This window comes from Streptomyces sp. YKOK-I1 (assembly GCF_054660435.1).
Window position 1 is genome coordinate 3,830,913 of sequence record NZ_BAAGDR010000001.1, and the last position, 25,417, is coordinate 3,856,329.

Consider the following 25,417-nt stretch of genomic DNA (forward strand, 5'->3'; position numbering starts at 1 on the left):
TCGGCGGTGACCGTTACGGAATTCGGCCAATCGGACCCGTAACCCCTGGAACCCGCCCGACGGGACCAGGGGTTTTCGATGCCTACTCGGCACCCGAACACCCGTCCTTTAGGGCGAGCTTGTCCGGGTTTGTCGACGGGCGTGTAACAGCGGTTAAAGGAGGGATCGGGCGCGGAATCCCCGTTGCATGAACCACAACACGCCGCTCCCCCCGGCCTCCCCCCGCCCGCTGCGCCACCTCTCCCACGACGGCCGACGCCGGGTGCTGACGGCCGCCCAGCTCCGCTCGCACGGCGTCTCCGGCGCCGAGGCCACCGAGCAGTGCCGCCCCGGCGGCCCCTGGCAGCAGCTCCTGCCCGGCGTGTTCATGCTGCACCAGGGGCCGCCGACCAGTGAGGAGCGGCTGCACGCGGTCCTGCTGTACGCGGCCCGCGAGCTGCCGGAACCGGCCGGGGTACCGGCCCAGCCGGACGCCGACGGCCCGCACCGGCCGACGTACCGGGAGGCGATGATCACCGGCCTCGCGGCGCTCACCCTGCACGGCTTCGGCTCCGCCCCCGCGCTGTCCTCCCTGGAGCGGATCGACGTCCTGGTCCCGCGGCTGCGCCGGCTGCGCTCGACGGGCTGCGCCCATGTCGTCCGCACCGCGAGCCTGCCGGTCCCCGAGCAGGCGACGGGCGTACCGGTGGCGCCCGTCCCCCGGGCACTGGCCGACGCGGTGGCGGAACTGACGGACGCGGGCGCGGTACGGCGGCTGCTGTCGGAGGCGGTGCGCGGCGGCCACTGCGAACCGGCCGCCGTCGTACGGGAGTTGAACAACGCCAAGCTGCTGGGCCGGCCGCATGTGGTGGACGCGGTGGACTCCCTGCTGGCCGAGGGCCGGGCGATCGCCGAGGACCGCCTCTACCGGATGGTCGTCGAGTACGGCCTCCCCGACCCGGTCTGGAACGTGGACCTGCGCCTCCCGGGCGGCCCGCACCTCGGCGGACTCGACGCCTACTGGCCGGAGCAGGCGGTGGCGGTGGAGCTGGACACGCGGGCGCCTCGCCAGGATGAGGACGCGATGTGGTCCGAGTACGCCCGCAAGCGCGAACACCTGGAGCGGCTCGGCATCACCGTCGTGTACATCACCCCGAAGAAGCTGCGGGACGCGAGGGAGCAGCAGGCGGCGGTGGTCCGTACGGCGCTGATGGCCTCGGGGGACCGCGAACCGGCCGCGTATGTCGTGGTGCTGCCCCGGTAGTGAGCGACCGGGCAGCGGATCAGGAGGGGAGCGGAGGGGCCACCGGCGACCGGCGGCCCCTCCTCGTGTCGTACACGCGGTCGATGAGGGCCGCGTACGAGGCGATCATGCGGGTACGGCTGAAGCGTTCGCGGCTCGCGGCGAGGGCGGGGGCGTAGACGTCCCGGTTCGCCACCGCCTCCGACCAGGCCGCCGCGATCGCCGCCGGGTCCGGCTCGGTCACCAGGCCGTGGCCCGCGACGATCGCCGCGCTGTCGCCGACGTCCGTCGAGACCGGGACCGCGCCGCACATCATGCCCTCGATCAGGCACAGCGGAGCCGCCTCGCCCCAGGAGGAGGTGAGGGCCACCACGTCGGCGCCGGCGTACACGGTCTCCATGTCGTGCCGTACGCCGAGCAGCCGCAGCCGGCCCCGGCCCTGCTCCCGCCCCTCGAACGCCTCCGCGATGTCGGCCGCAAGGCCCGGGTTCGCGGCCGACATGCCCGCCCCGCACATCAGGACGTGTCCCTCGGGGACCGCGTCCAGCCAGGCGCTCGCCGCCGCCAGGAACAGGGGGACGTTCTTCATGCCGTCGTAGCGGGCGGCGAAGACGACCACCGGGGCCTCGGCGGGGACGTCCAGGGCGGTGCGCAGGGCCAGCCGGCGGGCCGGGTCCGGGCGGAAGCGGATCAGGTCGACCCCGTTGGGGATCACCTGGAGCAGCCCGGCCGGCACCCCCGCCGCCTCGTACGCCGCCCGGGTCGACTCGGCGCAGCACACGGCCGCCGCGACCGTGCCGTCGGCGATCCCGGCCTTGAGGTCGTGCAGGGCGCGGCCCTGGTTCTCCGGGTCGGAGCGGTGCAGACAGACCACGACCGGGCGGCGCGGCAGGCCCGCCTGGCGCAGCAGGGCGAGCGGCTGCTCCTTGAGGGAGAGGATCACATCGGCGTCGGCCGTCGCCCGAGCGGTGTCGGCGAGTTCCGGCCCGCTGAAGGCGGCCGGATCCGTCCCCCCGATCCCGAACGTACGACCGAGGGAGGTGACGCCCACGTCGGCGCCGGTGAGCGCCCGGTAGCAGGCGTCGTCCTCCATCCGCTGACGGGTGGCCTCGCGGTGCACCTCGCCGTGGATGCTCAGCACCCGGTGGTGCTGGCCGCCCTCCCGCAGTCCCAGCACCACATCGCTGTGCACGATCCGGGCCCCTCCGGAGAAGAACCCCTCGTAGACCGACAGCACCCGCAGTCCGCGTCCCGTACGCACAACACCACCGCCTTGCACCGATATCCAGCCACCCCCGCGCAGCGCGGGCTAGCCGATATGAGGCGGTACGGACGTTTCGTTCGCGTGAACGGGACGTCACATGTCTTCGTCCGATCGATGACGGCCCGGATGGATCACTCCCGCCGGGCCGGTTCCGGCGGAATTCTTCCGGTAGATCACCGCCGGATCCGGACCCCTTTCGTCACCTCTTCTTCAGCACCAGTTCCGTGTTCCGGTCCTTCGCCCCGCCGCTGAGCCGTGCCCCGTCGAAGCGGGCGTTCGCCGACAGCTCGCGGTAGAGGGCGGCGAGGCCCGTCTGGGAGAGGTCGGTGAAGTCGGTGCGGTGGGGGGCGGCGGACTCGATCAGCGTGGTGTGGAGCGAGAGGGTGCCGTCCTTGTTGTCGACCAGCTCGATGACCCGCGCGAGCTGCGGGAACTCCACGTGGGAGGCCGTGGAGACCTCCCAGAAGGTGCCTGCCGCGCCCTGGTGGGGGGTGATGTCGTTGCGGTGGATGTGCCCGTTCACCCAGGCGACGACATTGCGGTGACGGCCGAGGAGCGCCGTCAGTTCGGCGCCGGTGTGGCGGCGCTCACGGGGGTGGGCCGGGTCGGGGCGGGTGTTGGACATGCTCTGGCTGGTGTGGTGACTGAAGACGATCGCGTACGTGTCCCGGTGGGCGCGCAGGGTCGCGTCCAGCCACTTCAGCTGGGCGGTGCCGATCGAGCCGTTGTAGTGGCCGCCGGGGTCGGTGGTGTCGAGGCTGATGCCGAGCACGTTCTCGGCGACGGGGAAGGTGTAGTACTGCGTCCCGGCGGCCAGGTTGCCGGCGGTGTAGCCGTGGCCGACGGGGCCCGCTCCCATGTACGCCGGGTCCAGGTGGGCCTTGACGTGCTCGGCGGGGGTGTAGGGGGCGCGGCGCTCGTCGGGGGTGACGGTGCGCATGGCGCGGGTCTTGGACTTCAGCAGGTCGCGGATGACCGTGCCCCGGGGGTCCTTGTCCTGGCTGATGCTCTGCTGGAGCCGGGCCGCCTCGGCGGCGGTCAGCTCCATCAGCTTGCGGCCGCCGACCGCGTACTCGGCGAGCCAGGAGTCGCCGTGCGCGTAGCAGCCGAGCGGCATCGCGTCGTGGTTGCCGACGGTGGAGTACCAGGGCAGGGTCAGGCCGGGGCTGTTGACCTCGCGGACCGCGGCGGCGAGGAAGCCGTCGAGGCGGGGGAAGCCGCGCTGCTTGTAGGCGTCGCGGGAGGTCGCGTCGGGCTGCCAGTACAGGGGGATGCCGCTGTTCTGGACGCCCTCGTAGCGGCGCGGGTCACCGGAGTTGGGGCTGATCCGGCCGCCGCTCATCACGGTGAGGTACCAGTCCAGCTCGGTGTGGGCGTTGTTGTCGGTGTTGTCGCCGGTGGTGACGACGAAGTCCAGCGGGGCGCCGGTGACGGGGGCGGCCCGCAGTGAGTTGACGCGTTCGATCAGCGAGACCGCGCCCTGCACGGTGAGCGCCTCGTGCGGCCGCCAGGCGATGTCGCTCGCGGCGCGCAGGTACTCCAGGCGCAGCGGGTGCTGGCTGTCGATCAGGTGCAGGTCGGTGAGCTGGACGAAGGCGGCGAGGCTCGTACGGCGGCCCGCGCGGCCGGACCGGGCGGCGGCGAGGTCGGTGCGCACGACGCGCTTCCAGCCGGCGGCGCTCGCGAGGCGGTGGTAGCCGGAGCCGGAGCGCGGGGCGGCGACCGAGGCGAGGGTGGTGCCCTTGGTGTAGGGGGCGAGGGGGGCGGCGGCGGGAGCGGCGGAGGGGCTCGCGGAGCCCGCCGCGGTCCCGGCGGCCGGGGCCGGTGCCTGTGGGGGCACGGAGGCGGCCTGGCTGTCGGTGGGCCGCAGGGCGTAACCGACGCCCGCGGAGACGGAGACGGCCGCGGAGGCGGCGAGGACGGTACGACGGTCGACCCCCAGCGCGGAGGACGTGACAGAGCGTGAGCGCGACATGGCGCGATCTCCCCGAGTGCGAACGCGTCGACAGTGGACGCGGGGCGGTCGCAGCCGCGAACGTCCCGCTCGTATCGGATGCTCGACACCGGGTATGGCCTGCGCGTGAACGCCTCCGCAACGTGAAGCGCCGATCGCCGTACGTGGATCACGGGCGCCGGGGAGCGCCCTCGGTTGCTCCTCGCACCGCCGGGAAACAGCCGGGTAACAGCCGGGAGGCGGTCACTCCGTGTTCATCTCACGGGGTAACCGGGGGGGTCCGCCGGGACGAACACCCGTCCGTCCACGGGCCGTTCGCGCCACAGCGTCAGCGCGATGTCGACCAGCCGGACCCGGGTGAGGTCCGCCACCGCGTCCAGGTCGTGCCAGGCGGCCATGTCCGTGGAGCCGTTCACCTCGTTGCGCAACTCGCCACCGGTGACCCGCCCCTCGTAGACGATCCGCAGCCCGTGGTGGTCGACGGGGCCCTGGAGACCCGCCCAGCTGCCGAAGACATGCCGGGAGGAGTCCAGCCCGAGCAGGCCCGTCACCTCGACCCGGTAGCCGGTCTCCTCGTCGAGTTCGCGCACGACGGTGTCCAGCGGGTCCTCGCCGTGGTCCATGCCGCCGCCCGGCAGCACCCACTCGTGGCCGCCGCCGTCGGCCGGTGAGCGGGCGAGCAGGACCTGACCGTCACGGACGACCACGGCGTAGGCCGCCACCCTCAACTTCTTGCGCACAGAAGGACGTTAACCCAGGAGGGGAAAGACTCGCACAGTCTTGAAAGGTTGCCCCAAACGGAGAGTGCAACTCTACCGATACTCGATCCCCGCCCGCTCACCGGCGAGCCGCTCCCGTTCACACTGCTGAACACGCGGGTCATGCAGGAGGGTGCCGGTGCGGGATTCACCGTCAACGCCGACGAACCCGCCATACAGCGAGGCGACCAGGCTGGGTGGCGGGTACATCTGCGACCGCCAGCTTGTCGATCCCCACTCGAACTCAGGCGGATCCGAGCCGCGCTCACCCGCGAAAGGCCCGGCGAGCACCCCGAGTTCGACGACCTCGACTGAGTCCCACCCCACCGGCGCCACCGCGCGCGGTCACGGGAGGCTCGGCTGCCCGCCGCGCGCGAAATAGTGGATCCTCGCATTGGGAACCCGCCCCGACGGTGTCCGAGCCTCGCCGTCCGGTCACCGTTCGAGCCGTCGTTCAGTCGCCTGCCGTCCTAATTCCGCCGATGTTGATGTCGCTGCAGCTGCGCTCTATGAACTCGCCCACGGCGAAGCTCGCCGCACGGGCGTCTTCCTCGTCCTCCGGATCGAAATGGTCGTACCAGTCGAGGAGCGTGGCGAAATCGTCATGGACACCGCCGGGCGCGTAGTCGCTCAGGTCCTCGAGGACATGGTGCTTCTCGTGGAGGCCCATATCGTGCGCGGTCTGCAAGTCCAGTGGCGCCGCGGTGTGGCAGAAAGCGGCCTGCGTCTTGGCGTCTGGAAAATCATCCGCCGTGGCCCACTGGTAGCCCAAGACGCCTACAAGGATACCGGCAACGACTGCCGCCACGCCTACCCTCAGGCCTGTGCGACGAGATATCACGTACCCGCCTTAATGGCGTTCAGGTCGTGCTGGTCGAATCTCCAATAGGCTGCGGTGGTGGCCCGCATGCACGAATTATTGTCAGTGTCATTCGACGCCTTCCGGTGTCCCAGGTCTGCAGTGTGCCCGAACTCGTGGCAACCCATGGTGAGCCATTCCAGGTCGTCGTGATACTGGGCGGTGTTGAACTGGACGGTGAATACGTCGCAGGACGTCCAGAGTGCGTTCCAGTTCTTGCATCTCGTTTGCCCCGCCCACGTCACACCGTCGGTCTTATAGTCGTAGACCACGATGTCCCCACCGCCCCAAGAGGTGGTGATGACGCTCCTCTCGAGCTGCTCCTTCCCCCATTCCATGGCTCCTTGACCCTTCGTCGTCAGATCGGATCCCTTGACCGCCTGGCTCCTGTTGTCCGGGTCGAAGCCATCGTTGTCATGGCTCGCGTACGCCGGCGAGGAGAGGGAGGCAAAGAGCACCGAAGCCACTACAACCCAGCGCAAATGTGTGCGCGACATTGCGTCTCTCATTTCAGGTGGAGGAGGGGTACGGAGTGGGTTCCGAGCCGTCGTTGGTACCCAAATCCGTGGGCTCTCCGGTCGCGGAGGCCGTCGGGATCGGCGAGCTCTCGTACCCGGAGGGCGCGGCCGCCGGCATCTCGGCCGGGGCCGGCAGGTCCTCAGGCGGGTTCTTGGTGTCGTAGAGCTTCCTAAGGTAGACAGCCAGCGAGGGATAGTCGAAGGACGCCATGTCCTGACTCAAGGCCGATTCCGGCTCCGCCGAGGTGTAGAGCCACTCGCTGGCGTCGATCTCCGCCCGCCCCTCCGTGGACATGACGTTCCAGCGAGTCGGGTCGCTGGTGCGTCGCAGGAAGAACAGGTACTCCTTGCCGACTTCGCTCCAGGAGTAATTGTTGACCTGATATCCGTCGCCACTGGCGTCCCAGCCCCATTCCTCAACCTTGATGGGGTCCGGGAACTTGTACATACCGTTCCGCGAGAAGGCCTCGGTGACCTTGAGCGTCACGTCTCGAGCCTGAGTGGCCGCGCTTTCCTCGCCCGGTTCGGCAGTTTCGTCTGCACCCACGATGCGTCCGGGATTCACCTCGGTCACTGTCGCACGGACCACGGCGGCCGAGGTCACAGCCATCTGCCCAACGCTGTTGAATTCCACGCCCTCCAAGGCATGCGCAACCACCTCTGGCCTCGAGTCCAGTGTCCTGGCCTCGGCGCTTGGCAGCAGGGTCAGGCCTCCGGCCACAACAACTGCGGTAGCCACTGCAGCGCCCCACGCAACCCCTTTCTGAAAATGGCGTTGCCGCATTCCCACTTCGCCCTCCCCGGGTTCCCGAAAACTTCATGATCACGATCACAGAGATCCTAAAGCGTTGACCGGGTCATGGCAAGGATAAATCAAAGCGCCCGCCCATCTGACGCCGCCCAGGCTTCCGGAATTCTTCATTCCGCCCTACCGGGCCGCGAGCCACCTCCACCACTGAGCTTCTTCAGTGTTGCCGCTCCAGGGTGAGGATGGCCTTGGCAATTGACGTCATGCGGTTGGGGCCACATCGGGATCTGCGGAAGATGCGCCAGGACTTCAGCCTTGCAACGCCGCGTTCGACGGGTGCCCGTGCTGCGGCCAGGGCCCGGTTGCGGGTCTTGTCGGTGGGGGTGAGCTCCTGGAAGGGCCTGCGTTTGATGCCGGTGGTCAGCCACGGGCCGGCGCCCTGGTAGGCGAGATCGGCCAGGATGGGAACGCCCTGGCGTTCGCAGATCCGGATGATGCGGTGGGTGCGGGCGGCGGTCAGGTCGTGGGTGCGACCCGGCAGGGCGGGCGAGAGCCACAGCAGCCGGCCGCCGGGGTCGGTGACGACCTGCAGGTTCACGCCGTGCCGGCGGTGCTTGGCCGAGTAGTCGGCGCGGCCGTCGCCGACCCGGTCGCATTCGGCGAGGGTGCCGTCGAGCAGGATGAAGTCGGGTTCGTGCTCGCGCAGCGTCTTCAGCAGCCCCGGTGCACGTGCGGCGAGCAGGTCGACGACCGCGCCGGTGTAGGCGTGGGCCGTGGACTCGCTGATCCCGAACCCAGCGGCGATCTTCGCGAGAGTGGTGTGTTCGCGCAGGTACACCAGTGCCACCATCGCGCGCTGGGACGGACGGAGCTTGCAGCGCCGGTCGCCCTCACGGGTGACGATCAGCATCGTTACCCACTCCACGAGTACATGCGGCAGGTCGAGTGCGGCAGGATGGATGACCAACGAGGCCCCCGAGCAGCGTGATTGAGACGTCAGACATCTCGATCAACAGCCTGGGGGCCTCGCTTGTTGCGCTTCACGGCCCATCACCCGATCGGTGGCCAACTCGAAGAAGCTCACTGTGCCGAATGAACCGGTTCGTTCCTTACAACGGCTAACACAAAGAGGTGGATCGCTCCTGGCTGCCGTGTCCGGGGCGGGAGTTGAGCGTTCGGTCCGGTGTGGGGACGTCACCGTGGATTGTGTCGGATGAGCTGCGGGATCACCTGGAGCCGCTACTACCGCAGCGTGAGCGGCGCTTCCGCTATCCGGGCCGCAAGCCGCTGCCGGACCGGGACGTGCTGAGCTGTGCTGTGCGGGATCCTGTACGTACTGCACACCGGGATCCAGTGGGAGTACCTGCCGCAGGACCTCGGCTTCGGCTCGGGCATGACGTGCCGGCGCCGTCTGCGGGACTGGAACGAGGCCGGCGTCCGGCAACCGCTGCACGAGGTCCTGCTCGCCAGGCTCAACGCAGCTTCCCGGTTGGACCGGTCCCGCTGCGTGGTCGACTCCTCCCACATCAGAGCGCTAAAAGGGGGATCCACACGGGCCCTTCGCCGGTCGACCGGGCCGGGTCGGCTCGAAACACCACCTGATCACCGACGGGCACGGCACCCCGCTCGCAGTCCGGCTGACCGGAGGCAACCGCAACGACGTCACCCAGCTCCTGCCCCTGCTCGACGCGATCCCGCCGGTCCGCGGCCGGGTCGGGCGGCCCCGCCGCAAGCCGGACTCGCTGTTCGCCGACCGCGGCTACGACCACGACATCTACCGCGACCAGGTCCGCGCCCGCGGCATCGTGCCCGCGATCGCCCGGCGCGGCACCCTGCACGGCACCGGACTGGGCACCTACCGCTGGGTGGTCGAGCGAAGTTTTGCGTGGCTGCACGGCTTCCGACGTCTGTGCATCCGCCGGTGGGAACGGCGAGCCGACATCCACGAAGCGTTCCTCAAACTCGCCTGCTGCCTCATCACCCACCGACAACTCGACTCATTGAGCCCTTTCAGCGTGGCCACTGATCGGGTGATGACGTCGGCGTCCGCAACGCACAAGGCTCCAGTGCCGTTGAGAGAGGTGTTCGACGTCTCAACTCTTCGGCGCAGGAGTCTTGTTGGTTGCCTATCCTGCCGTACTCGACCTGCCTCACGCCCTGGTCGAGTGGGTCACGATGCTCATCGTCACCTGAGAGGGTGACCGCCGCTGCAAGCTCCCGCCGCACCAGCGTGCGCTGGTCGGCCTGGTGTACCTGCGCCGGCACGACACCCTCGCCCAGCTCGCCGCCGGTTTCGGTATCTCGGTGGGCACCGCCCACGCCTACACAGCAGCCGTCACCACCCTGCTCGCCGACCGCGCGCCGGGACTCCTGCGCGCCCTGCGCGAGGCCGACCCCGACTACGTCCTGCTGGACGGCGCACTCGTGGAGTGCGACCGGGTCGGCGACAGCCGGGCCGACTTCTCCCAAAAACACCGACGCCACGGCGTGAACGTGCAGGTGGTGACCGAACCGTCCGGTCAACTGCTGTGGATCTCCCCCGCACTGCCCGGCCGCGCGCACGACCTCACTGCGGCCCGCACCCACCGGATCATCCGGATCTGCGAACGCCAGGGCGTCCCCATCCTCGCCGACCGCGCCTACATGGGAGCCGGCCCGTGGGTGACAACACCGCTCAGACGCCCACCGAACGGCGACCTCACACCGACTCAGCAGACCGTCAACCGTGCGCTATCCGCAGCACGGGCGCCGGTCGAGCGCGGTGTCGCACGACTGAAGTCGTGGCGGATCTTCCGCAAGGCACGGTGCAGCCCGAACCGAATGTCGTCAGTCGCGGCAGCAGTCCTCACCCTGGAGCGGCAACGCTGAAAGGCTCATTGTGTTAGTGCGGTTGAACTCGGGTTGTCGTGGGTGTGAGTGATAGCCCGGTTCCGGCGAGGCATCCGTCGATCAGGTCGGGGTGGTGCTGGATCGCTCTCAGGCCGCGTCGGATGGTCTGGATCAGGTGTTCGGGTGTGGTGAAGGCGGTGTTGGAAAGCCAGCTGCGCCGCAGCAGGGACCAGATGCCCTCGACGGGGTTGAGGTCGGGTGCGTAGGACGGCAGCTGGTAGACGGTGAGCCAGTCCCGTCCGGCGATGAGCTGCCGCATTCCGGCGGTGAGGTGGACATTGAGGATGCCCCTATGTTGCGTCAAGCGGCAGAAGCAGAGGCAGCAGGGGGCGATGCCGACTGGATCCCACGGTAGATCTCGCGGGCGACGTAGCGTTTGAGGCAGCGGATGATCTCTCGTTGGGACATGCCCTGTTTCGTGCGTCGTTCGAGGTAGAGCTGTGTGCGGGCATCACGGCGAAGTCGGGTCACGACGATGCGGTAGAGGGCGGCGTTGGCCTGCCGGTTGCCTCCGCGGCTCAGCCTCCGACGCTGGGTCTTCCCAGAAGACTGCTCGACGGGGCTGACGCCGCATAGAGCGGCGAACGACGCCTCACTACTCAGCCGCTCCGGGTTGTCGCCAGCGGCGATCAGAAGGGCAGCGGCACTGTCGGGCCCGACCCCGATGACGTCCAAAAGCTGCGGATGGCAGTGGCGCACAGCCTTGGTGACCCGGTGAGCGAGCTCCTTTCACCTCGGCGGTCAGCTGCTGGATGCGCCGGGCCAGCAGCCGGAGCGTGAAGACGGCCGCATCGCCGGTCTCGGGAAGGTCGGCGCATCTGGCGATCAGAGCCGTGTTGGTGAGCTTCGAGAGTGCCTCGCGCAGCGCGGGATCAACTCCGAGCAGCACAGCCTTGAGCTGGTTTCTTCGCCTGCGTGCGAGCCTTGACGGCCGACTCCTTCGCCAGCCGCAGCACGCGCATGTCGACCGCGGGGCCCTCACCAGTCTTGGGCGTGACGTCAGCGGGTCCGGAAAGCACTGCGCGGGCGGCGGCCTCGGCGTCGACGGCGTCGGTCTTGCCGCGCTTGCGGCGGATGGCGCGGTCCGGCTGACTGACCTCGACAATCTGCAGATTCTCCCGACTCAGGAAGCGTGTCAGGGCTGCTCCGTAGGATCCGGTGCATTCCACACCGGCTCGGCGTAGGGCACCGAAAGAGCATGCCCAGGCCAGGAGTTGGCGGTATCCGGCGGCCGTGGCCGGGAACTCCTGGTGGGCCAGGAGCGCCCCGAGCACGGTGATCACGGCGGCGACATGCACGTCCTTGTGGGTGTCCACCCCCAGGATCACGTCCTCTGCCGGCGTTTCTTCCTGCTGTGCGGGCAGAGTCGGCTAGGGCAAGCTGATGATGGTCACGCGGCCTCCTCGATCGTCGCGGGGCTGTGGCCGACGTCGGGCCGGCGGGCGGTCAGAACTGTGACGGTGCCTTGTGCGGCAAGGCCCCTATCGAGACACGCTCGCAGGTCCGGCGGCAGCAAGCATCGCCCGGAACCACGGGCCGACAGATCCTCAACAAGGCAGGCTGGCCAGTTGTCCCACGGGTCAGACCCCTGGCCCCGGACGGCGCCCCATGAGTCTCACAGTTGTCCCAGATGAGGACGATCGGGCCGCCGAGCTGCTGGTGGGCGGCGATGAGCAGGTCGCGGTAGTCGGTCCGGGCGAAGCTCTTGCGTCCGTCGCGTCGGCCGTCGTCGCGGCGGGGCCGGCAGATCAGCCGGGAACGTTCGCCGGGCTCGTAGCAGGACAGGGCCGCGATCGAGATGCGGCGGCGTTATCGGCCTCGGACCCGGATGACAGGCGTGCGGCCACGGCGGGCCCAGGTGCGGGCGATGGGCGGCGTCATCGAGAAGCCGGACTCGTCTTCGAAGACGATCCAGGCGTCGAGCGCCGCCGCGAGGCTTCCACCTGCGGCCAGGTCTCCTTCACCCAGCCGGTGACCCGGTCCTCGTCACGCTCGACGGCCCGTCCGGCCGGAACCTGGCAGGAGAAGCCGTGACGGATCAGCAGCTTGCGTACCCCTTGCAGGGTGTAGCTCTTGTGGAAGCGCCGCCCGATCACGCTCTTGATTCTCGACAGGGTCCACCGCCGGTCCGGCCAGCCGTGCGCCACCAGCCCCTTGGCCAGCTCGGCTTCCAGCACCGCGAACTGTGCCTCGCTCAGCCGTGGAGGCGAGGCCGAGCCGGCCGAGCGCAGGGCCCGCGGTCCGCCCCTGGACCACGTCCGCCGCGGCCGCTGGACGGAGCGCACGCTGACCCGTAACTCCTTGGCGATCGCCGAACTCGGCTCGCCCGAGGCAAACCGCTCGGCGGCCCGCATCCGGATGCCTTCGCGGAACCGCCTGCGCTCATCGCTCAGGCCACCGCCCTGCGTGAGGACGGCGTACCGCGAGGATCAAGCTCTGTCAGCATCTACGACAACCCGAGTTCAACCGCAGTAGCCGTTGTAAGTCGTCGAGCAGACCTTCTCCCTGCTGCACCAGTTCAAACGCCTCGCGATCCGCTGGGAACGACGCCTGAACCTGTACGACGCCTGAACCTCGCTGTCCACGGCGGCGTTCGGCCCGGCGACCATGATCGCGTCCGAGGCGAAGGTCGGTGATCTGAGGGGGCGGTCTCTATCCCGTAGCCCGCCACCGGCGCCTACGCCTACACCATGGCGGTCTCGGGCTGCTCGGTCCCGGCCGGGACGAAGCTGGCCACAGGCGCCACGGCGTCGGTCTCCTCGACCGCCCCCGCCGCGGCAGCCGCTCCGGAGCGATGCGCCATCTTCGACCCAACCCAGCTGGCCAACGCCTACAGCACACCATCACGGGCCTGGGCGACGTGGCGATCGAGGAGGTCACGCCGTGATCCACTGGCAACAGAGGCGGGTCCGTCGTCTTGTGACGGCCCCGGTCTCTCGCCGTGTGCTGGGCTCAGCCACCGCCGTCGCACTCCAGGTGCCGTGCTTCCGGCAGCGCCCGCTCGACACGCAGGCGCGCCGCCTCCAGGGCGTCGCTGGCGGGCCCGGTCCGGCCCTCGGGATAGGCCGGATCACCCGCTCGGTAGCTGTCCGGACCTTCTCCGGGCAGACTCGAGACCAAGACAAGCATGCGCACACCGGTCTTGTAGTACGCCGGGACTTTGGCCCCCTGGTCGGTGAACGTCAGCCGCCGCTCGCCGCTCGTCGGCTTGTAATAGCGTTCCACGTCCAGAATGACTCGATACCGGTCGCCCCCGCCCACCAATTCGACCCGCTCCACCGTGCCCTCCACGACAGAGCTGGAGCAAGCGATGAGCCCTTCGTAGGTGAGCAGGGCATCGGACCCGCCGTCCACGGCGCCGTTGTGCGCCACAAGATACGCCGTGCCAGTACCCAGCAGCACGGCAGCGACTGACGCTGCAAGGCCAAACGCACCCCACTGTCGCCGTCGTCGCCGAGGCACCGTAACGACCGGCATCGGCACACACTCCGGCTCAGACCACTCAGCGGCTTTCCGGGCCAGCCCGTCTCCAATCCGCCGCAGCTGCTCCTGCACGACGGCCATGTCCCGTTCCGCAGCCACGTATCGATCCGCCGAGTCCCCCTCCCGCGCGGATGAGGGCTCGCCCAGCAGGACCGCCATCAGCTCGTCGTCCTTCGCCATCCTCATACCACCTCTTCCACGTGCAGCCGTTCACGCAGCAGCTTCGCAGCCGCGTGCAACCTGCTCTTGACCGTCCCCAGGGGGATCGCCAGTTGCTCGGCAATCTGCGGGACGGAGAGGTCCGCGTAGTAGCGCAGGACCAGTACCTGCCGCTGGGTGGCGGACAGGGAGGCAAGCCCCTCGGCAACCGCGAGCGCTTGCAGGCTGGCCTCCGTGCCGTCTTGGATCTGATCGTCCAGTGCACTCAGCAGGGTAAGTCGCTCGCGCGCGCGCTCTTGCCGACGCTTGATGCGATGCCAGTCCACAGCGAGGTTCGAGGCCACCACCACGGCCCAGGCCCCGACATCGCGCGGTGGATCCTCGCCCCGCGCACGACGTTCGAGCAGGCGTAGTCGCACCTGCTGGAGCCCATCCTGGAGATCGTCTTGAGGGACCCCACCGAGCGCCAGGACGGCGCGGACCCGGTCGGCCTGCACTGCGTCCAGCCGGTCCGCGTTCCCCTCCGCGTCCCGCGGTCTCCTGATCGGCACGCGTCATCTCCCTCAGTCGTGTTTCTCCTATGACGTGGGAGCATCACAGATCGTTCGATCACCATTCACAACCGAGCCCACGCACCTGGGGCGGGATCCAGACGAGCATCTCCCGTTCGGGAGCGATGTCGTTCTCGCCCACAAATGTCGCTCCCGGACCCCTCCGCGAACGGCGTAGGCCACCACCCTCACCCTCTCGCACCGCACGTCGACCCACAGGACTTCCACAGGCAACGCGCGTTTTTCACACAGGGTTCGCGTAGAGGGTTTTCCCCATAGATCCATATCGTTTCGGTCAACACTCCCCAAACAACCGTCTGTTGCGTAAAGCTTTCCGCTCGTCCGGGACCGCGTCCCGGGCGTTCTCGATCAGGTATGACCAGCCCGGTCGACTGTTCCTTTACCAACAAGGGATGCCGATGACTTTCACCCCCGAGCGCGAACCGATATCCGGCACCAGACGCGCGGCCCGCCTCGCCGCGGCCGTCGGCCTGGTGGCCGCGCTGTCCGCGGCCGGACCGATACCCCTGGCGTTCGCCGCCGACGCGGGCAACGCCCCGGCCGCCGCCGACCCGGGCGTGAAGTCCGCCCACGACAAGCTCGGCTCCGACGACGCCGGACTGCTCGCCGAGGCCAAGGCCGAGGGCGACAAGACCGTCACGATGATGGTCGCGACCGCGCCGGGGAAGACCGAGCAGGTCGCCGAGCAGCTGGACGCGGTGAACGGCGGGATCGTCGGCCGGACCTTCGACAAGGTCGGCTACGTCCGCGCCACCGTCCCCACCGCGAAGGCGGACGCCGCGATCGCCGCCGCCGCGAAGCTGACCTCCGTGCACGCCATCGACCTGCGCCAGGACATCGCGCTGGACGACCCGACGCCGAGCGCGGACACCGCCAAGGGCGCCAAGTCCTCGTCCAAGACGAAGACCTACGCCGCGCCGAACAAGAAGACCCCCGCCGAGAACCCGTACAACCCGTCCTTCGAGACGGGCGCCGTCGACTTCGTGAAGAAGAACCCGAAGGCGGACGGCCGCGGTGTCACCATCGGCATCCTCGACTCCGGTGTGGACCTCGCGCACCCCGCGCTGCAGAAGACCACCACCGGCGAGCGCAAGATCACCGACTGGGTGACGGCCACCGACCCGGTCTCCGACGGCGACGCCACCTGGCGCGAGATGCTCACCTCTGTCAGCGGCCCGCAGTTCTCCGTAACCCCCCGCGGCGGCACCGCCGAGACCTTCAAGGCCCCGGCCGGCTCGTACAAGTTCAACTACTTCTACGAGTCCATCACCGCCGGCGGCGACGAGAAGGGCGACGTCAACCGGGACGGCGACACCACCGACGCCTTCGGTGTCCTCTACGACGCCGCCACCGGGACCGTCCGCGTGGACGCGAACGACAACCTCGACTTCACCGACGACGCGCCGATGAAGCCGTACAAGGACGGCTACCAGGTCGGCTACTTCGGGACCGACGACCCGGCGACCGAGGTCGCCGAGCGCATCCCGTTCGTCGTCGAGACCCGCAAGGACGTCGTCTACAACGCCGCCGGCGACAAGGCCGACTTCGTCAACATCGGCATCATCGAGTCCGAGCACGGCACCCATGTCGCCGGCATCACCGCCGCGAACAGCCTGTTCGGCGGGAAGATGAACGGCGCCGCGCCCGGCGCGAAGATCGTCTCCTCCCGGGCCTGCACCTGGACCGGCGGCTGCACCAACGTCGCCCTCACCGAGGGCATGATCGACCTGGTCGTCAACCGCGGCGTCGACATCGTCAACATGTCGATCGGCGGTCTGCAGGCCCTCAACGACGGCAACAACGCCCGCACCGAGCTGTACACCCGCCTCATCGACACCTACGGCGTCCAGCTCGTGATCTCCGCGGGCAACGAGGGCCCGGGCGCCAACACCATCGGCGACCCCGGACTGGCCGACAAGGTGATCTCGGTCGGCGCGGCCATCTCCAAGGAGACCTGGGCCGCCAACTACGGCTCGCAGGTGACCAAGAAGTACGCGCTGCTGCCGTTCTCCTCGCGCGGCCCGCGTGAGGACGGCGGCTTCACGCCGACGCTCGTCGCGCCCGGCGCCGCCATCAACACCACCCAGACCTGGCTGCCCGGCGGCCCGGTCGCCGAGTCCGGCTACACCCTGCCGGCCGGCTACTCCATGCTCCAGGGCACCTCGATGGCCTCCCCCCAGGCCACGGGCGCCTCGGCGCTGCTGATCTCCGCCGCCAAGCAGAAGCACATCGCCCTCAGCCCGGCGGACCTGCGTACGGCGCTGACCTCGACGGCCGGCCACATCAAGGGTGTGCAGGCCTACGAGGAGGGCGCGGGCCGCATCGACATCGTGGACGCCTGGAAGGCCATCAGGAAGGGCGCCACCGCCCACGACTACACTGTGAAGGCCCCGGTCGACACCGCGCTCGACCAGGCCCTGAAGACCCCCGGCTTCGGCACGGGCGTCTACGACCGTGAGGGCGGTCTGAAGGCCGGTCAGAAGAAGACCTACGAGGTCACCGTCACCCGGACGACGGGCGCCGACAAGGCGGTCCGGCACGAGCTGAGCCTGACGAACAACGCGGGCGGCGCCTTCCGGATCCTCGGCTCCGACTCGGTGAAGCTGAAGCTGAACAAGCCGGTCACCGTGAAGATCCAGGCCGCCCCGAGGTCCGCCGGGATCAAGAGCGCGATCCTCGAGGTCGACGACCCGAGGACCGAGGGCGTCGACAAGCAGATCCTCAACACGGTCGTCGTCTCCACCCCGGTGAAGTACGCCTTCCACGCCGCGAACACCGTGCAGCGCAACAGCTCGCAGCACTACTTCCTGACCGTGCCCGAGGGCGCGAAGTCGCTGGAGGTCGCGATCGGCGGGCTGAAGGACAAGAGCCAGACCCGGTTCCTCTCCATCCACCCCTACGGTGTCTCGGTCGAGGACAACGGCACGCCCTACTGCTACAACAACTACCTCGACGGCAACGGCTGCAAGCCGGACGTCCGCTCCTACGCCGACCCGCAGCCGGGCGTCTGGGAGATCGAGGTCGAGTCGCGCCGCACCTCCCCGCTGCTCGACAACCCCTACAAGCTCGACGTCACCGTCTACGGCGCCGCGTTCGACCCGGCGACCGTGACCGTGCCGGAGGCGAAGATCGGCGAGCCCGCCACCGCCTCCTGGAAGGTGACGAACGGTTACGCGGCCGTCGACGGCCACCTGGTGGGCGGCCCGCTCGGCTCCTCGAAGACGACCCGCCCGACCATCGCGCAGGGCGAGGACCAGACCACCACGGTCGACGTCCCCGCGGGCGCCAAGTCCCTCGACGTCCGGATCGGCAAGGTCTCCGACGCCTCCGCCGACCTGGACCTGGTGGTCCTGGACGCGAGCGGCAAGCAGGTCGGGATCTCCGCCGACGGCGACTCGGAGGAGGCGGTCTCCCTCGCCTCGCCCGCCGCCGGCACCTACACCATCGTGGTGTCGGGCTACGCGGTCCCGGCCGGGACGACGGCGTACGACTACTTCGACGTCTTCTACGCCGCCTCGCTCGGCACGATCTCCGTCGACGACTCCACGCCGGTGAAGCTGGCCACGGGCGCCTCGGCGCAGGTCTCCGCGAAGGTCACCGCCGCGGCCGCCGCGCCGGAGGGCCGGGCCTTCTTCGGCCAGGTCCAGCTGGTGAACGCCCGGGGCACCGTCACGGGCTCGGGCAACGTGGCGATCGAGAAGGTCACCCCGTAACGCCCGTATGAGAGGACCGAGGGGCGGGTGTCCGGGGGGACACCCGCCCCTTCGTCATTCGCAGGCCGTGCCCGACGTCTGCGGCAGGGCCTGGGCGAGCGCCCTCCGCCCGGAGGCGACGTCCTGCTCGCCGACCGCCCAGACACCGGGCGTGTCCGACCCCTTCGCCAGAGAGACCAGGACATGGTCACCCTCGCTCACCAGCGGATCCATGGTCCGCGGCAGGTCGAACCTGACCACGCTGTCCGCGGGCTTCTCCGGTTTGTACGCCCGCGTCACCCGCAGCGTGACCCGCTCACGGTCCGTGCCGGACACCGGCACGACGTGCGTGACATCGCCCTCCACGACCAGCCGGGCGCAGGCCAGGTAGCCCGGGTCGCCCAGCGGGTTACCGGAGTCCTCCGCACCCGAGGCGGCAGCCTTCGCCCCGCTGTCCGAACTCGACTGGACATCGGCCACCCCGTGACCGAGCTGGACCACCGTCCATCCGGCCCCGCACGCCAGGGCACCGGCGGCGGCGACTCCCACGGCCCGCAGGACGAAGCGGCGCGGCCGGCGCGGAGGCCGGCGCAGCGGCCGTACGACCGTCCGCGCGGGTTCCTCGGCCGACTCCGTGAGCGCGTCCGCGAGGAGACCGAGCTGCACCCTGAGCAGCGCCACGTCCGCCGCCGCGGCGCGGTGGGCGGCCAGGAGGGCGGGGTCGTCGCGGGCCTCCTCGGGCAGGGGGTCGCCGGTGATCGCGGCCATGAGGGGATCCATGCCGTCGTACCCCTCGACGCTCTCGTACTCCTGTCCGGGCATGTCACACCACCTCGTCCTCGTGCAGGCGGGCGCGCAGGGCCCGGACCGCCGTGTGCAGGCGGCTCTTGACCGTGCCCTCCGGGACGCCGAGCTCCCGGGCGATCGAGGCGACCGGCAGATCGGCGAAGAAGCGCAGGACGACGACCTGGCGCTGGGCGTCGGGCAGATCGTCCAGGCCCTGGGCGACGGCGAGGGAGAGCACGCTGGTGTCCTCGCCCGAGGGGTGCTCGTGCTGGCGCAGCGAGGCCAGCCGCTCGCCGAGGCGCTCCTGGCGGCGCCGGGCGCGGTGCCAGTCCATGGCGAGGTTGGAGGCGACGACCGCCGCCCACGCGGAGACGTCCCGCGGCTCCTCCTGCCCCTTGGCGGCCCGCTCCAGCAGCCGCAGACGTACCTGCTGTACCCCGTCCGGCAGGTCCGCCTGCGGCACCCCGCCCAGCGCGAGCACCGCCCGCACCCGGCGTTCCTGCGCCCCGTCCAGAGGATCACCTTGGTCGGCCCCCTGGACGCGACGGGCGATTCTGCGCAGCACGAACACCCCTCCCCTCGCCGCGTTTCTCCTACGACGCCGCAGGAGGCGCAAACGTTCGGAGGCGTACGTCACATCCCCGCGCGGGGCCGTACGGCTTGCGGCACGGCGTGACCGTAGGGCGAATTCCTCCAGATCAACAGGGGTGCGACGGAAGTTCCGCAACCGTTGATCAGGTCGGGGCGTCCCAGCCCTCGGGCATGCAGCGCAAAGAATTGGACAGGTGGACCGGGGTCGGCCGCATGATGGAAAAGCCCCGGTCAAGTGTGAGAGTCAAGGAGTCGCCGTGAGGGTCGGAATCGTCGGAGCCACCGGTCAGGTCGGCACGGTCATGCGCAGGATCCTCAAGGAGCGGGCTGCATCTTCCCCCCTTGGCCCGGTCACGGAGCTGCGACTGTTCGCCTCGGCCCGGTCGGCGGGCACCGAGCTGGACGGCGTCACGGTGGAGGACGCGGCGACCGCCGACTACAGCGGCCTGGACATCGTCCTGTTCTCGGCCGGCGGCGCGACGTCGAAGGCGCTGGCGGAGAAGGTCGCCGCGCAGGGCGCGGTCGTGATCGACAACTCCTCCGCGTGGCGCAAGGACCCCGAGGTCCCCCTGGTCGTGTCCGAGGTGAACCCGCACGCGATCGCCGACCGTCCCAAGGGCATCATCGCCAACCCGAACTGCACGACGATGGCCGCGATGCCGGTCCTGAAGCCGCTGCACCAGGAGGCCGGCCTGGAGGCGCTGGTCGTCGCCACCTACCAGGCGGTGTCCGGCTCGGGCGTCGCGGGCGTGGCGGAGCTGCACGGCCAGGCGCAGAAGGTCGTCGCCGACGCGGACAAGCTGACGCACGACGGCGAGTCGGTGGACTACCCCGAGCCGCAGGTCTACCAGCGCCCGATCGCCTTCAACGTCGTCCCCCTGGCCGGCTCGATCGTCGACGACGGCCTGGGCGAGACCGACGAGGAGCAGAAGCTCCGCAACGAGTCCCGCAAGATCCTGGAGATCCCGGACCTCAAGGTCGCCGGCACCTGCGTCCGCGTCCCGGTCTTCTCCGGCCACTCCCTCCAGGTCAACGCCCGCTTCGCGCGCCCCCTGTCCGTGGCGCGCGCCACCGAGCTGCTCTCCTCCGCCGAGGGGGTCGTCCTCACCGACATCCCGACGCCCCTCCAGGCGGCCGGCAAGGACCCGTCGTACGTCGGCCGTATCCGTGCCGACGAGACGGTCGACCACGGCCTCGCCTTCTTCGTCTCCAACGACAACCTCCGCAAGGGGGCCGCGCTGAACGCGGTGCAGATCGCGGAGCTCGTGGCGGCGGAGCTGAAGGGCTAGTCCCTGCGGACCTCGTAGAGGAAACAGCCGTACTCGACGGCCCTGATGTGGACGAGCGCCACGTCGGGGTCGTCGAACGCGTTCCGGAAGGCGCGGGGGAGGTCGCCGTCGGTGACCAGCTCCCCGCCGAGGATGTGCCCGGCGGCCGAGTACCGGCGCACGGTGCGGTGCGCCTCCGTGAACGGCAGCCCGCCACCGGCCGGCCCCGGGCAGCCCCGGCCGTGCACGAAGACGGGCCCCTGCTCGTCGTAGGCGCCCGGCTCGGCCCCGGTGAGGGCCGCCCAGCGGCGCAACGGCGCGTACGACACCAGCGCGATCGTCTCCCCCTCCTCGCTGCGGCGCAGACAGCAGCGCAGGGGCGCGCCGCCCTCCCGGTCGACGAAGGCCACGGCCCGCCGCCCGGCGTCGTCGAGGGTGCACAGCGCCTCGACGACGTCCGGCGGAACGGGGCGTGGGGTGAACCTGAGGCCTGTGGTGCTCGCGGTTTCCGTCATACGTCCCAGCCTCGCGCCGTGTCGGGCGTGTCACCGGCGGAATCCGGACGTCGAGCCGCCGAGCTGTGCTACGGTCGTGGTGTTGCAGTTGTGGTACCCATGAACCTATGTGCGCCTGCTGGGAATGTTTTCCTTCAGGCGCATTATTTGTTTTACCGGCATTCTCCGGATGGGGCCTCTGCTTATAGAACGCCTACCGAAGGAGAAAACAATGGCGCAGGGCACCGTGAAGTGGTTCAACTCCGAAAAGGGCTTCGGCTTCATCGCCCAGGACGGCGGCGGCCCCGACGTCTTCGCCCACTACTCGAACATCGCGACCCAGGGCTTCCGTGAGCTGCAGGAGGGCCAGCGGGTCTCCTTCGACGTCACGCAGGGCCAGAAGGGCCCGCAGGCGGAGAACATCGTCCCCGCCTGATCGCCGGACGCGTATTCCGCTCACCGGGGTCCGCACCGTCATGGTGCGGACCCCGGTTTGTGCTGTTTCCAGGAAGGCAGACCCCCGCATGTCCCGCAGACCCCGGAAAACGAACCGGCGTCCCTCGTCACCTCCACCGTCCACCTCGTCGCCGAGGGAATTCCGGCTGCCGGAGAACACGACGCCGGCCCTTCCCGCCGTCGAGGACTTCGCGGCCCTGGACATGCCCTCGGGGCTGCTGAAAACGCTCACCACGCAGGGCGTGACCGCGCCTTTCCCGATCCAGGCCGCCACCCTGCCCAACTCGCTCGCCGGACGTGACCTGCTGGGGCGGGGACGCACCGGCTCGGGCAAGACCCTCGCGTTCGGGCTGGCGCTGCTGGCCCGCACCGCCGGGCTGCGGGCGGAGCCGAAGGCGCCGCTCGCCCTGGTGCTGGTGCCCACGCGGGAACTCGCCCTCCAGGTGACGGACGCGCTGACGCCGTACGCCACGGCGGTGAACCTGCGGCTGGCCACCGTGGTCGGCGGGCTGTCGATCACCAAGCAGGCCGATGCGCTGCGGCGCGGCACCGAGGTGGTCGTGGCGAGCCCCGGCCGGCTCAACGATCTCGTGGAACGCGGGGACTGCGTCCTCGACCAGGTGCGGATCACGGTGCTGGACGAGGCCGACCAGATGACCGACATGGGCTTCCTGCCGCAGATCACCAAGCTGATCCGGCAGGTGCGGGCCGACGGCCAGCGGATGCTGTTCTCGGCGACCCTGGACGCCAACATCGACCGGCTGGTGCAGCAGTTCCTGACCGATCCCGTGGTGCACTCGGTGGACCCGTCCGCGGGCGCGGTGACCACGATGGAGCATCACGTCCTGCACCTCCAGGACGAGACCGACAAGAAGGCCGTCACCACGCGGATCGCGGCCCGTGACGGCCGGGTGATCCTCTTCCTCGACACCAAGCGGTCCGCCGACCGGCTCGCCAAGCGGCTGCTGTCCGTCGGCGTCCGCGCGGCGGCCCTGCACGGGGGCCGCTCCCAGCCGCAGCGCAACCGCACGCTGGAGCAGTTCAAGAACGGTCAGGTCACCGCGCTGGTGGCGACGAACGTCGCGGCCCGGGGCATACACATCGACGACCTCGACCTCGTCGTGAACGTCGATCCGCCGACCGACCACAAGGACTACCTGCACCGGGGCGGCCGTACGGCCCGGGCCGGCGGCTCCGGCAGCGTGGTCACCCTGGTCCTGCCGGAGCAGAAGCGGGACGTGACGCGGCTGCTGTCGGACGCGGGCATCCGCCCCCGGACGGCCCGCATCACGTCGGGCGACACGGAGCTGGCCACCCTCACGGGCGCCCGCGAACCGTCCGGCGTCGCGGTCACGATCGAGCTCCCCCAGCCGGTCGCGCCGCCCGTGTCCCGCCGCCGCACCGGAACCGCCACGTCGACGACCGGCACGAGACGCCGCCGCGGCGCATCCGGCACGGCGACGGCCGACACCGCCGCCCCGGACGCGGCACGCGGTTCCGCCCGCCGACCGACGCGGACCGGTCAGCCGACCGCCCCCGCCGAGACGAGCGGACGCGGCGCCGGCCGCCGGGCCAGGGCCGAGGAGAGCGGCCGCACCACCGCCCGCCGGGCCGCGGCCGAAGCGAGCGGACAGGGCACCGCCCCGGCGAACGGCAAGGCCGCGCGCGGATCCGGCGGAGGCTCGGGCACCACCACCGGCACGGGCGGCCGCGGCACCACCCGCCGAACCACCTCCGGCCCGCCCGGCACCACCCCCTCCACCAAGCCGGGCCGCGGCACCGGCGGCGCGACGTCCGCAACGGCTGCACGCGGCTCCGGCGGCCCCACGACCGGAACGGCGGGACGCGGCTCCGACCGCCGGACCGCCACCGGCACGGCGACCGGCGGCACCCGCGGCTCCGGCCGCCGGACGGGCAACCGCGGCACCGGAGCGGCGGGCGGCTCTGCCGGAGCCGGGGGACGCGGCACGGACCGCCGGAACGACCGTCGTGGCGCATAGGGGCGGCAGCACCTGAGCAGCAACCCCTGGGGGGCAGCGGCTACCCGGCCCGGGGCACGGTGAGGACGAGACGCCTACACCTCCAACCGACCGGGCCCGGGGCCGACGCCCCACCTGAGCACCAACCCCCGACAGGCAACGGCTGCCCGGGCGCGGTGGCGCCTGTGCGTCCAGCCGACCGGGCCGGGGCCAGTGCCCCTGGGGGCTGCGCCTTGGAGCGACGGCTGTCTGCTGCACGCGCTCCGGGGCCATGCCCCACCCGAGCCGACTGCGTCCCGTCGGTGCCCGGCCCGCGAGGCCCAGGGCAGAGCGCGTCGTGGCACCTTCGGGGGCGGTGTCGACGGCCCGTGCAGTCCCCGGCCAGGGACGGCGGTGCCGGTCAGTGGGCTGCGCTCCCCGTGGTGGTGCCCCAGCCCGTGCGAGCGCCAAGGGCGGTGTCCGTCCGTCGGTCGTGTCTCAGGGGTGGGCCTCCCCGTAGCGGGGCCCTGTTGGTGCTCCTTCAGTCGACCGAGTCGGGTGGGTGGGTAGGGAGGGCTGTCAGGGACAGGGTTGCGGCCAGGAGGAGGGGGGCCGTGGGGCCCAGGGTGTCGGACAGGCGGCCTCCCGTGAAGGCGCCCAGGGCGATCGCCGTGTTGAACAGGCCTGCGACCAGTGCGGACGCCGCCTCACGGGCAGAGCGGGGCACCACGGCCGACAGCCAGGTCTGGGCCGACACCGACACTCCGCCGTAGAGGAAGCCCCAGAGGAGGAGGAGTACCGCTGAGGCGGGGAGTGAGGCCTGCGCCGGGACGAGGAGGACCATCACCGAGGCCAGGGCCACCGCCAGGAAACAGAACGTACGGCGCGGGTCGCGGGCCGCGAGGGCGCCGACGACGAAGGTCCCGACGACGCCGACGACGCCGTATCCGAGGAGGAGCGGGCCGATGCGGCCCGGGCCCAGTCCGGGGACGCGTTCGAGGACGGGGCGGACGTACGTGTACGCGGCGAAGTGACCGGTGACCAGGAGGCCGGTCGCGAGCAGGCCGCGGCGCAGCCGCGGGGAGGCCGCCAGCAGGCCCAACTCGCGCAGACGTATGGGCTGTTCGGCGGGGAGTGGGGGGAGGGCGGCGGCCAGCGCGGCCGCCACGACGACCGCCAGGCCCGCCGGTGCGACGAACGCCCAGCGCCAGCCCGCGGACTCGCCGAGGAAGGTCCCGGCCGGCACCCCCAGCACGGACGCGACCGCGATCCCGCTGAAGACGACCGAGGTGGCCCGCGCGACCGAGGCCGCCGGAACGAGCCGTACGGCGAGCCCGGCCGCGACCGCCCACACCCCGCCGATGCAGATCCCGACCAGCGCACGGGCGGCCAGCAGGACGAGGACGGAGGGGGCGAGCGCGGACAGCAGGTCGGCCGCCGCGAGCAGGAGCAGCAGCGCACACAGGACCCGCCGCCGGTCGGCCCGCCGCACGGCGACCGGCAGCAGCGGCGCGGTGACGGCGGCGACCAGCCCGGGCAGGGTGAGCGCGAGCCCGGCGGTCCCGGCGGAGACGCGCAGCCCGTCCCCGAGCGAGGTGAGCAGACCGACGGGCAGCATCTCGGTGGTGACGACGCAGAAGGTGGCCCCGGCCAGGGCGAGGACGGCGGCCCAGGGCCGAACGGGGGCGGGGGACGTGTCGGAGGTGCCGTCCGAGGAGACGGCGGTGGGGGGAGTGGAGGACATGC

18 protein-coding genes and 5 pseudogenes are annotated in these 25,417 nt (G+C 70.6%); 7 read left to right on the forward strand and 16 right to left on the reverse strand.

What is annotated here, in order from left to right; genetic code table 11:
- The first annotated feature begins 187 nt into the window (after window positions 1-187).
- Complete coding sequence (locus ACYQ8Q_RS16605; RefSeq protein ID WP_460065695.1) at window positions 188-1,243, forward strand: hypothetical protein; 1,056 nt, start codon at window positions 188-190, stop codon at window positions 1,241-1,243.
- A gap of 19 nt (window positions 1,244-1,262) precedes the next feature.
- Here ACYQ8Q_RS16605 and ACYQ8Q_RS16610 read toward each other — a convergent pair whose 3' ends face one another.
- The 7 genes from ACYQ8Q_RS16610 to ACYQ8Q_RS16640 all read right to left on the reverse strand — a co-directional run bounded on the left by ACYQ8Q_RS16610 (window position 1,263) and on the right by ACYQ8Q_RS16640 (window position 8,290).
- Window positions 1,263-2,459, reverse strand: a complete 1,197-nt coding sequence (locus ACYQ8Q_RS16610; protein WP_460073349.1) for a glycosyltransferase family 4 protein — start codon at window positions 2,457-2,459, stop codon at window positions 1,263-1,265.
- Between the two features lie 226 nt (window positions 2,460-2,685).
- Entirely contained in the window at window positions 2,686-4,461 is a 1,776-nt protein-coding gene (locus ACYQ8Q_RS16615; protein WP_460065696.1) for a TIGR03767 family metallophosphoesterase, read from the reverse strand.
- 233 nt (window positions 4,462-4,694) lie between these two features.
- Entirely contained in the window at window positions 4,695-5,180 is a 486-nt protein-coding gene (locus ACYQ8Q_RS16620) for an NUDIX hydrolase (RefSeq protein WP_460065698.1), read from the reverse strand.
- 472 nt (window positions 5,181-5,652) lie between these two features.
- Window positions 5,653-5,970 carry a hypothetical protein gene (locus tag ACYQ8Q_RS16625; RefSeq protein ID WP_460065700.1) on the reverse strand — a complete coding sequence of 106 codons (318 nt, stop codon included), beginning with the start codon at window positions 5,968-5,970 and terminating at the stop codon, window positions 5,653-5,655.
- Between the two features lie 65 nt (window positions 5,971-6,035).
- Complete coding sequence (locus ACYQ8Q_RS16630; RefSeq protein WP_460065701.1) at window positions 6,036-6,554, reverse strand: hypothetical protein; 519 nt, start codon at window positions 6,552-6,554, stop codon at window positions 6,036-6,038.
- 13 nt (window positions 6,555-6,567) lie between these two features.
- Window positions 6,568-7,314, reverse strand: a complete 747-nt coding sequence (locus ACYQ8Q_RS16635) for a hypothetical protein (protein ID WP_460065703.1) — start codon at window positions 7,312-7,314, stop codon at window positions 6,568-6,570.
- Between the two features lie 226 nt (window positions 7,315-7,540).
- On the reverse strand, window positions 7,541-8,290 hold the full coding sequence (locus tag ACYQ8Q_RS16640) for a transposase (RefSeq protein WP_460065705.1): 750 nt from the start codon (window positions 8,288-8,290) through the stop codon (window positions 7,541-7,543).
- A 179-nt stretch (window positions 8,291-8,469) separates the two neighbouring features.
- Between ACYQ8Q_RS16640 and ACYQ8Q_RS16645 the strand changes: the two are divergent.
- Both ACYQ8Q_RS16645 and ACYQ8Q_RS16650 read left to right on the forward strand, forming a co-directional pair.
- Window positions 8,470-9,302 (forward strand): annotated as a pseudogene (locus ACYQ8Q_RS16645) (IS5 family transposase); the annotation flags it as partial.
- 139 nt (window positions 9,303-9,441) lie between these two features.
- A pseudogene (locus ACYQ8Q_RS16650) lies at window positions 9,442-10,191 on the forward strand (transposase).
- A 13-nt stretch (window positions 10,192-10,204) separates the two neighbouring features.
- On the opposite strand, the pseudogene ACYQ8Q_RS16655 reads toward ACYQ8Q_RS16650, so the two are convergent.
- The 5 genes and pseudogenes from ACYQ8Q_RS16655 to ACYQ8Q_RS16675 all read right to left on the reverse strand — a co-directional run.
- Window positions 10,205-10,495, reverse strand: a pseudogene (locus ACYQ8Q_RS16655) (transposase); the annotation flags it as partial.
- A 17-nt stretch (window positions 10,496-10,512) separates the two neighbouring features.
- Window positions 10,513-11,576, reverse strand: a pseudogene (locus ACYQ8Q_RS16660) (IS110 family RNA-guided transposase).
- Window positions 11,577-11,814: 238 nt separating this feature from the next.
- Window positions 11,815-12,605 (reverse strand): annotated as a pseudogene (locus ACYQ8Q_RS16665) (winged helix-turn-helix domain-containing protein); the annotation flags it as partial.
- Between the two features lie 559 nt (window positions 12,606-13,164).
- A complete protein-coding gene (locus tag ACYQ8Q_RS16670) occupies window positions 13,165-13,875 on the reverse strand; it encodes a hypothetical protein (RefSeq protein ID WP_460065706.1) in 711 nt (236 codons plus the stop codon).
- 2 nt (window positions 13,876-13,877) lie between these two features.
- On the reverse strand, window positions 13,878-14,405 hold the full coding sequence (locus tag ACYQ8Q_RS16675) for an RNA polymerase sigma factor (protein ID WP_460065708.1): 528 nt from the start codon (window positions 14,403-14,405) through the stop codon (window positions 13,878-13,880).
- Window positions 14,406-14,824: 419 nt separating this feature from the next.
- Here ACYQ8Q_RS16675 and ACYQ8Q_RS16680 point away from each other — a divergent pair, with 419 nt between their 5' ends.
- Window positions 14,825-18,139 (forward strand): S8 family serine peptidase, encoded by a 3,315-nt coding sequence (locus tag ACYQ8Q_RS16680; RefSeq protein ID WP_460065709.1) that lies wholly within the window; start codon window positions 14,825-14,827, stop codon window positions 18,137-18,139.
- A 54-nt stretch (window positions 18,140-18,193) separates the two neighbouring features.
- Here the strand turns inward: ACYQ8Q_RS16680 and ACYQ8Q_RS16685 are convergent, their stop codons facing one another.
- Complete coding sequence (locus tag ACYQ8Q_RS16685; RefSeq protein WP_460065711.1) at window positions 18,194-18,940, reverse strand: hypothetical protein; 747 nt, start codon at window positions 18,938-18,940, stop codon at window positions 18,194-18,196.
- A gap of 1 nt (window position 18,941) precedes the next feature.
- Entirely contained in the window at window positions 18,942-19,469 is a 528-nt protein-coding gene (locus tag ACYQ8Q_RS16690; protein ID WP_460065712.1) for an RNA polymerase sigma factor, read from the reverse strand.
- Window positions 19,470-19,752: 283 nt separating this feature from the next.
- Here ACYQ8Q_RS16690 and ACYQ8Q_RS16695 point away from each other — a divergent pair, with 283 nt between their 5' ends.
- The gene (locus ACYQ8Q_RS16695; protein ID WP_460065714.1) at window positions 19,753-20,784 is read left to right on the forward strand and encodes an aspartate-semialdehyde dehydrogenase; all 1,032 of its coding nucleotides are present in this window, start codon (window positions 19,753-19,755) and stop codon (window positions 20,782-20,784) included.
- On the opposite strand, the gene ACYQ8Q_RS16700 is transcribed toward ACYQ8Q_RS16695, so the two are convergent.
- Window positions 20,781-21,278 carry a DUF1203 domain-containing protein gene (locus ACYQ8Q_RS16700; RefSeq protein ID WP_460065715.1) on the reverse strand — a complete coding sequence of 166 codons (498 nt, stop codon included), beginning with the start codon at window positions 21,276-21,278 and terminating at the stop codon, window positions 20,781-20,783. The two genes, ACYQ8Q_RS16695 and ACYQ8Q_RS16700, sit on opposite strands and share 4 nt — an antisense overlap.
- Before the next feature lie 211 nt (window positions 21,279-21,489).
- On the opposite strand from ACYQ8Q_RS16700, the gene ACYQ8Q_RS16705 reads away from it, so the two are divergent.
- A complete protein-coding gene (locus ACYQ8Q_RS16705) occupies window positions 21,490-21,693 on the forward strand; it encodes a cold-shock protein (RefSeq protein WP_020943502.1) in 204 nt (67 codons plus the stop codon).
- Between the two features lie 88 nt (window positions 21,694-21,781).
- Window positions 21,782-23,713 (forward strand): DEAD/DEAH box helicase, encoded by a 1,932-nt coding sequence (locus tag ACYQ8Q_RS16710; RefSeq protein ID WP_460065717.1) that lies wholly within the window; start codon window positions 21,782-21,784, stop codon window positions 23,711-23,713.
- A gap of 499 nt (window positions 23,714-24,212) precedes the next feature.
- Here the strand turns inward: ACYQ8Q_RS16710 and ACYQ8Q_RS16715 are convergent, their stop codons facing one another.
- Window positions 24,213-25,415: an MFS transporter gene (locus tag ACYQ8Q_RS16715; RefSeq protein ID WP_460065719.1), complete on the reverse strand. Its 1,203-nt coding sequence runs from the start codon at window positions 25,413-25,415 to the stop codon at window positions 24,213-24,215.
- Window positions 25,416-25,417: the final 2 nt, after the last annotated feature.

Coding starts and splice junctions, on each gene's coding strand:
- ACYQ8Q_RS16605 (WP_460065695.1), top strand. CDS start 188: ATGAACCACAACACGCCGCTCCCCCCGGCCTCCCCCCGCCCGCTGCGC.
- ACYQ8Q_RS16615 (WP_460065696.1), bottom strand. CDS start 4,461: ATGTCGCGCTCACGCTCTGTCACGTCCTCCGCGCTGGGGGTCGACCGT.
- ACYQ8Q_RS16630 (WP_460065701.1), bottom strand. CDS start 6,554: ATGTCGCGCACACATTTGCGCTGGGTTGTAGTGGCTTCGGTGCTCTTT.
- ACYQ8Q_RS16670 (WP_460065706.1), bottom strand. CDS start 13,875: ATGGCGAAGGACGACGAGCTGATGGCGGTCCTGCTGGGCGAGCCCTCA.
- ACYQ8Q_RS16680 (WP_460065709.1), top strand. CDS start 14,825: ATGACTTTCACCCCCGAGCGCGAACCGATATCCGGCACCAGACGCGCG.
- ACYQ8Q_RS16685 (WP_460065711.1), bottom strand. CDS start 18,940: ATGCCCGGACAGGAGTACGAGAGCGTCGAGGGGTACGACGGCATGGAT.
- ACYQ8Q_RS16700 (WP_460065715.1), bottom strand. CDS start 21,278: ATGACGGAAACCGCGAGCACCACAGGCCTCAGGTTCACCCCACGCCCC.
- ACYQ8Q_RS16705 (WP_020943502.1), top strand. CDS start 21,490: ATGGCGCAGGGCACCGTGAAGTGGTTCAACTCCGAAAAGGGCTTCGGC.
- ACYQ8Q_RS16710 (WP_460065717.1), top strand. CDS start 21,782: ATGTCCCGCAGACCCCGGAAAACGAACCGGCGTCCCTCGTCACCTCCA.
- ACYQ8Q_RS16715 (WP_460065719.1), bottom strand. CDS start 25,415: ATGTCCTCCACTCCCCCCACCGCCGTCTCCTCGGACGGCACCTCCGAC.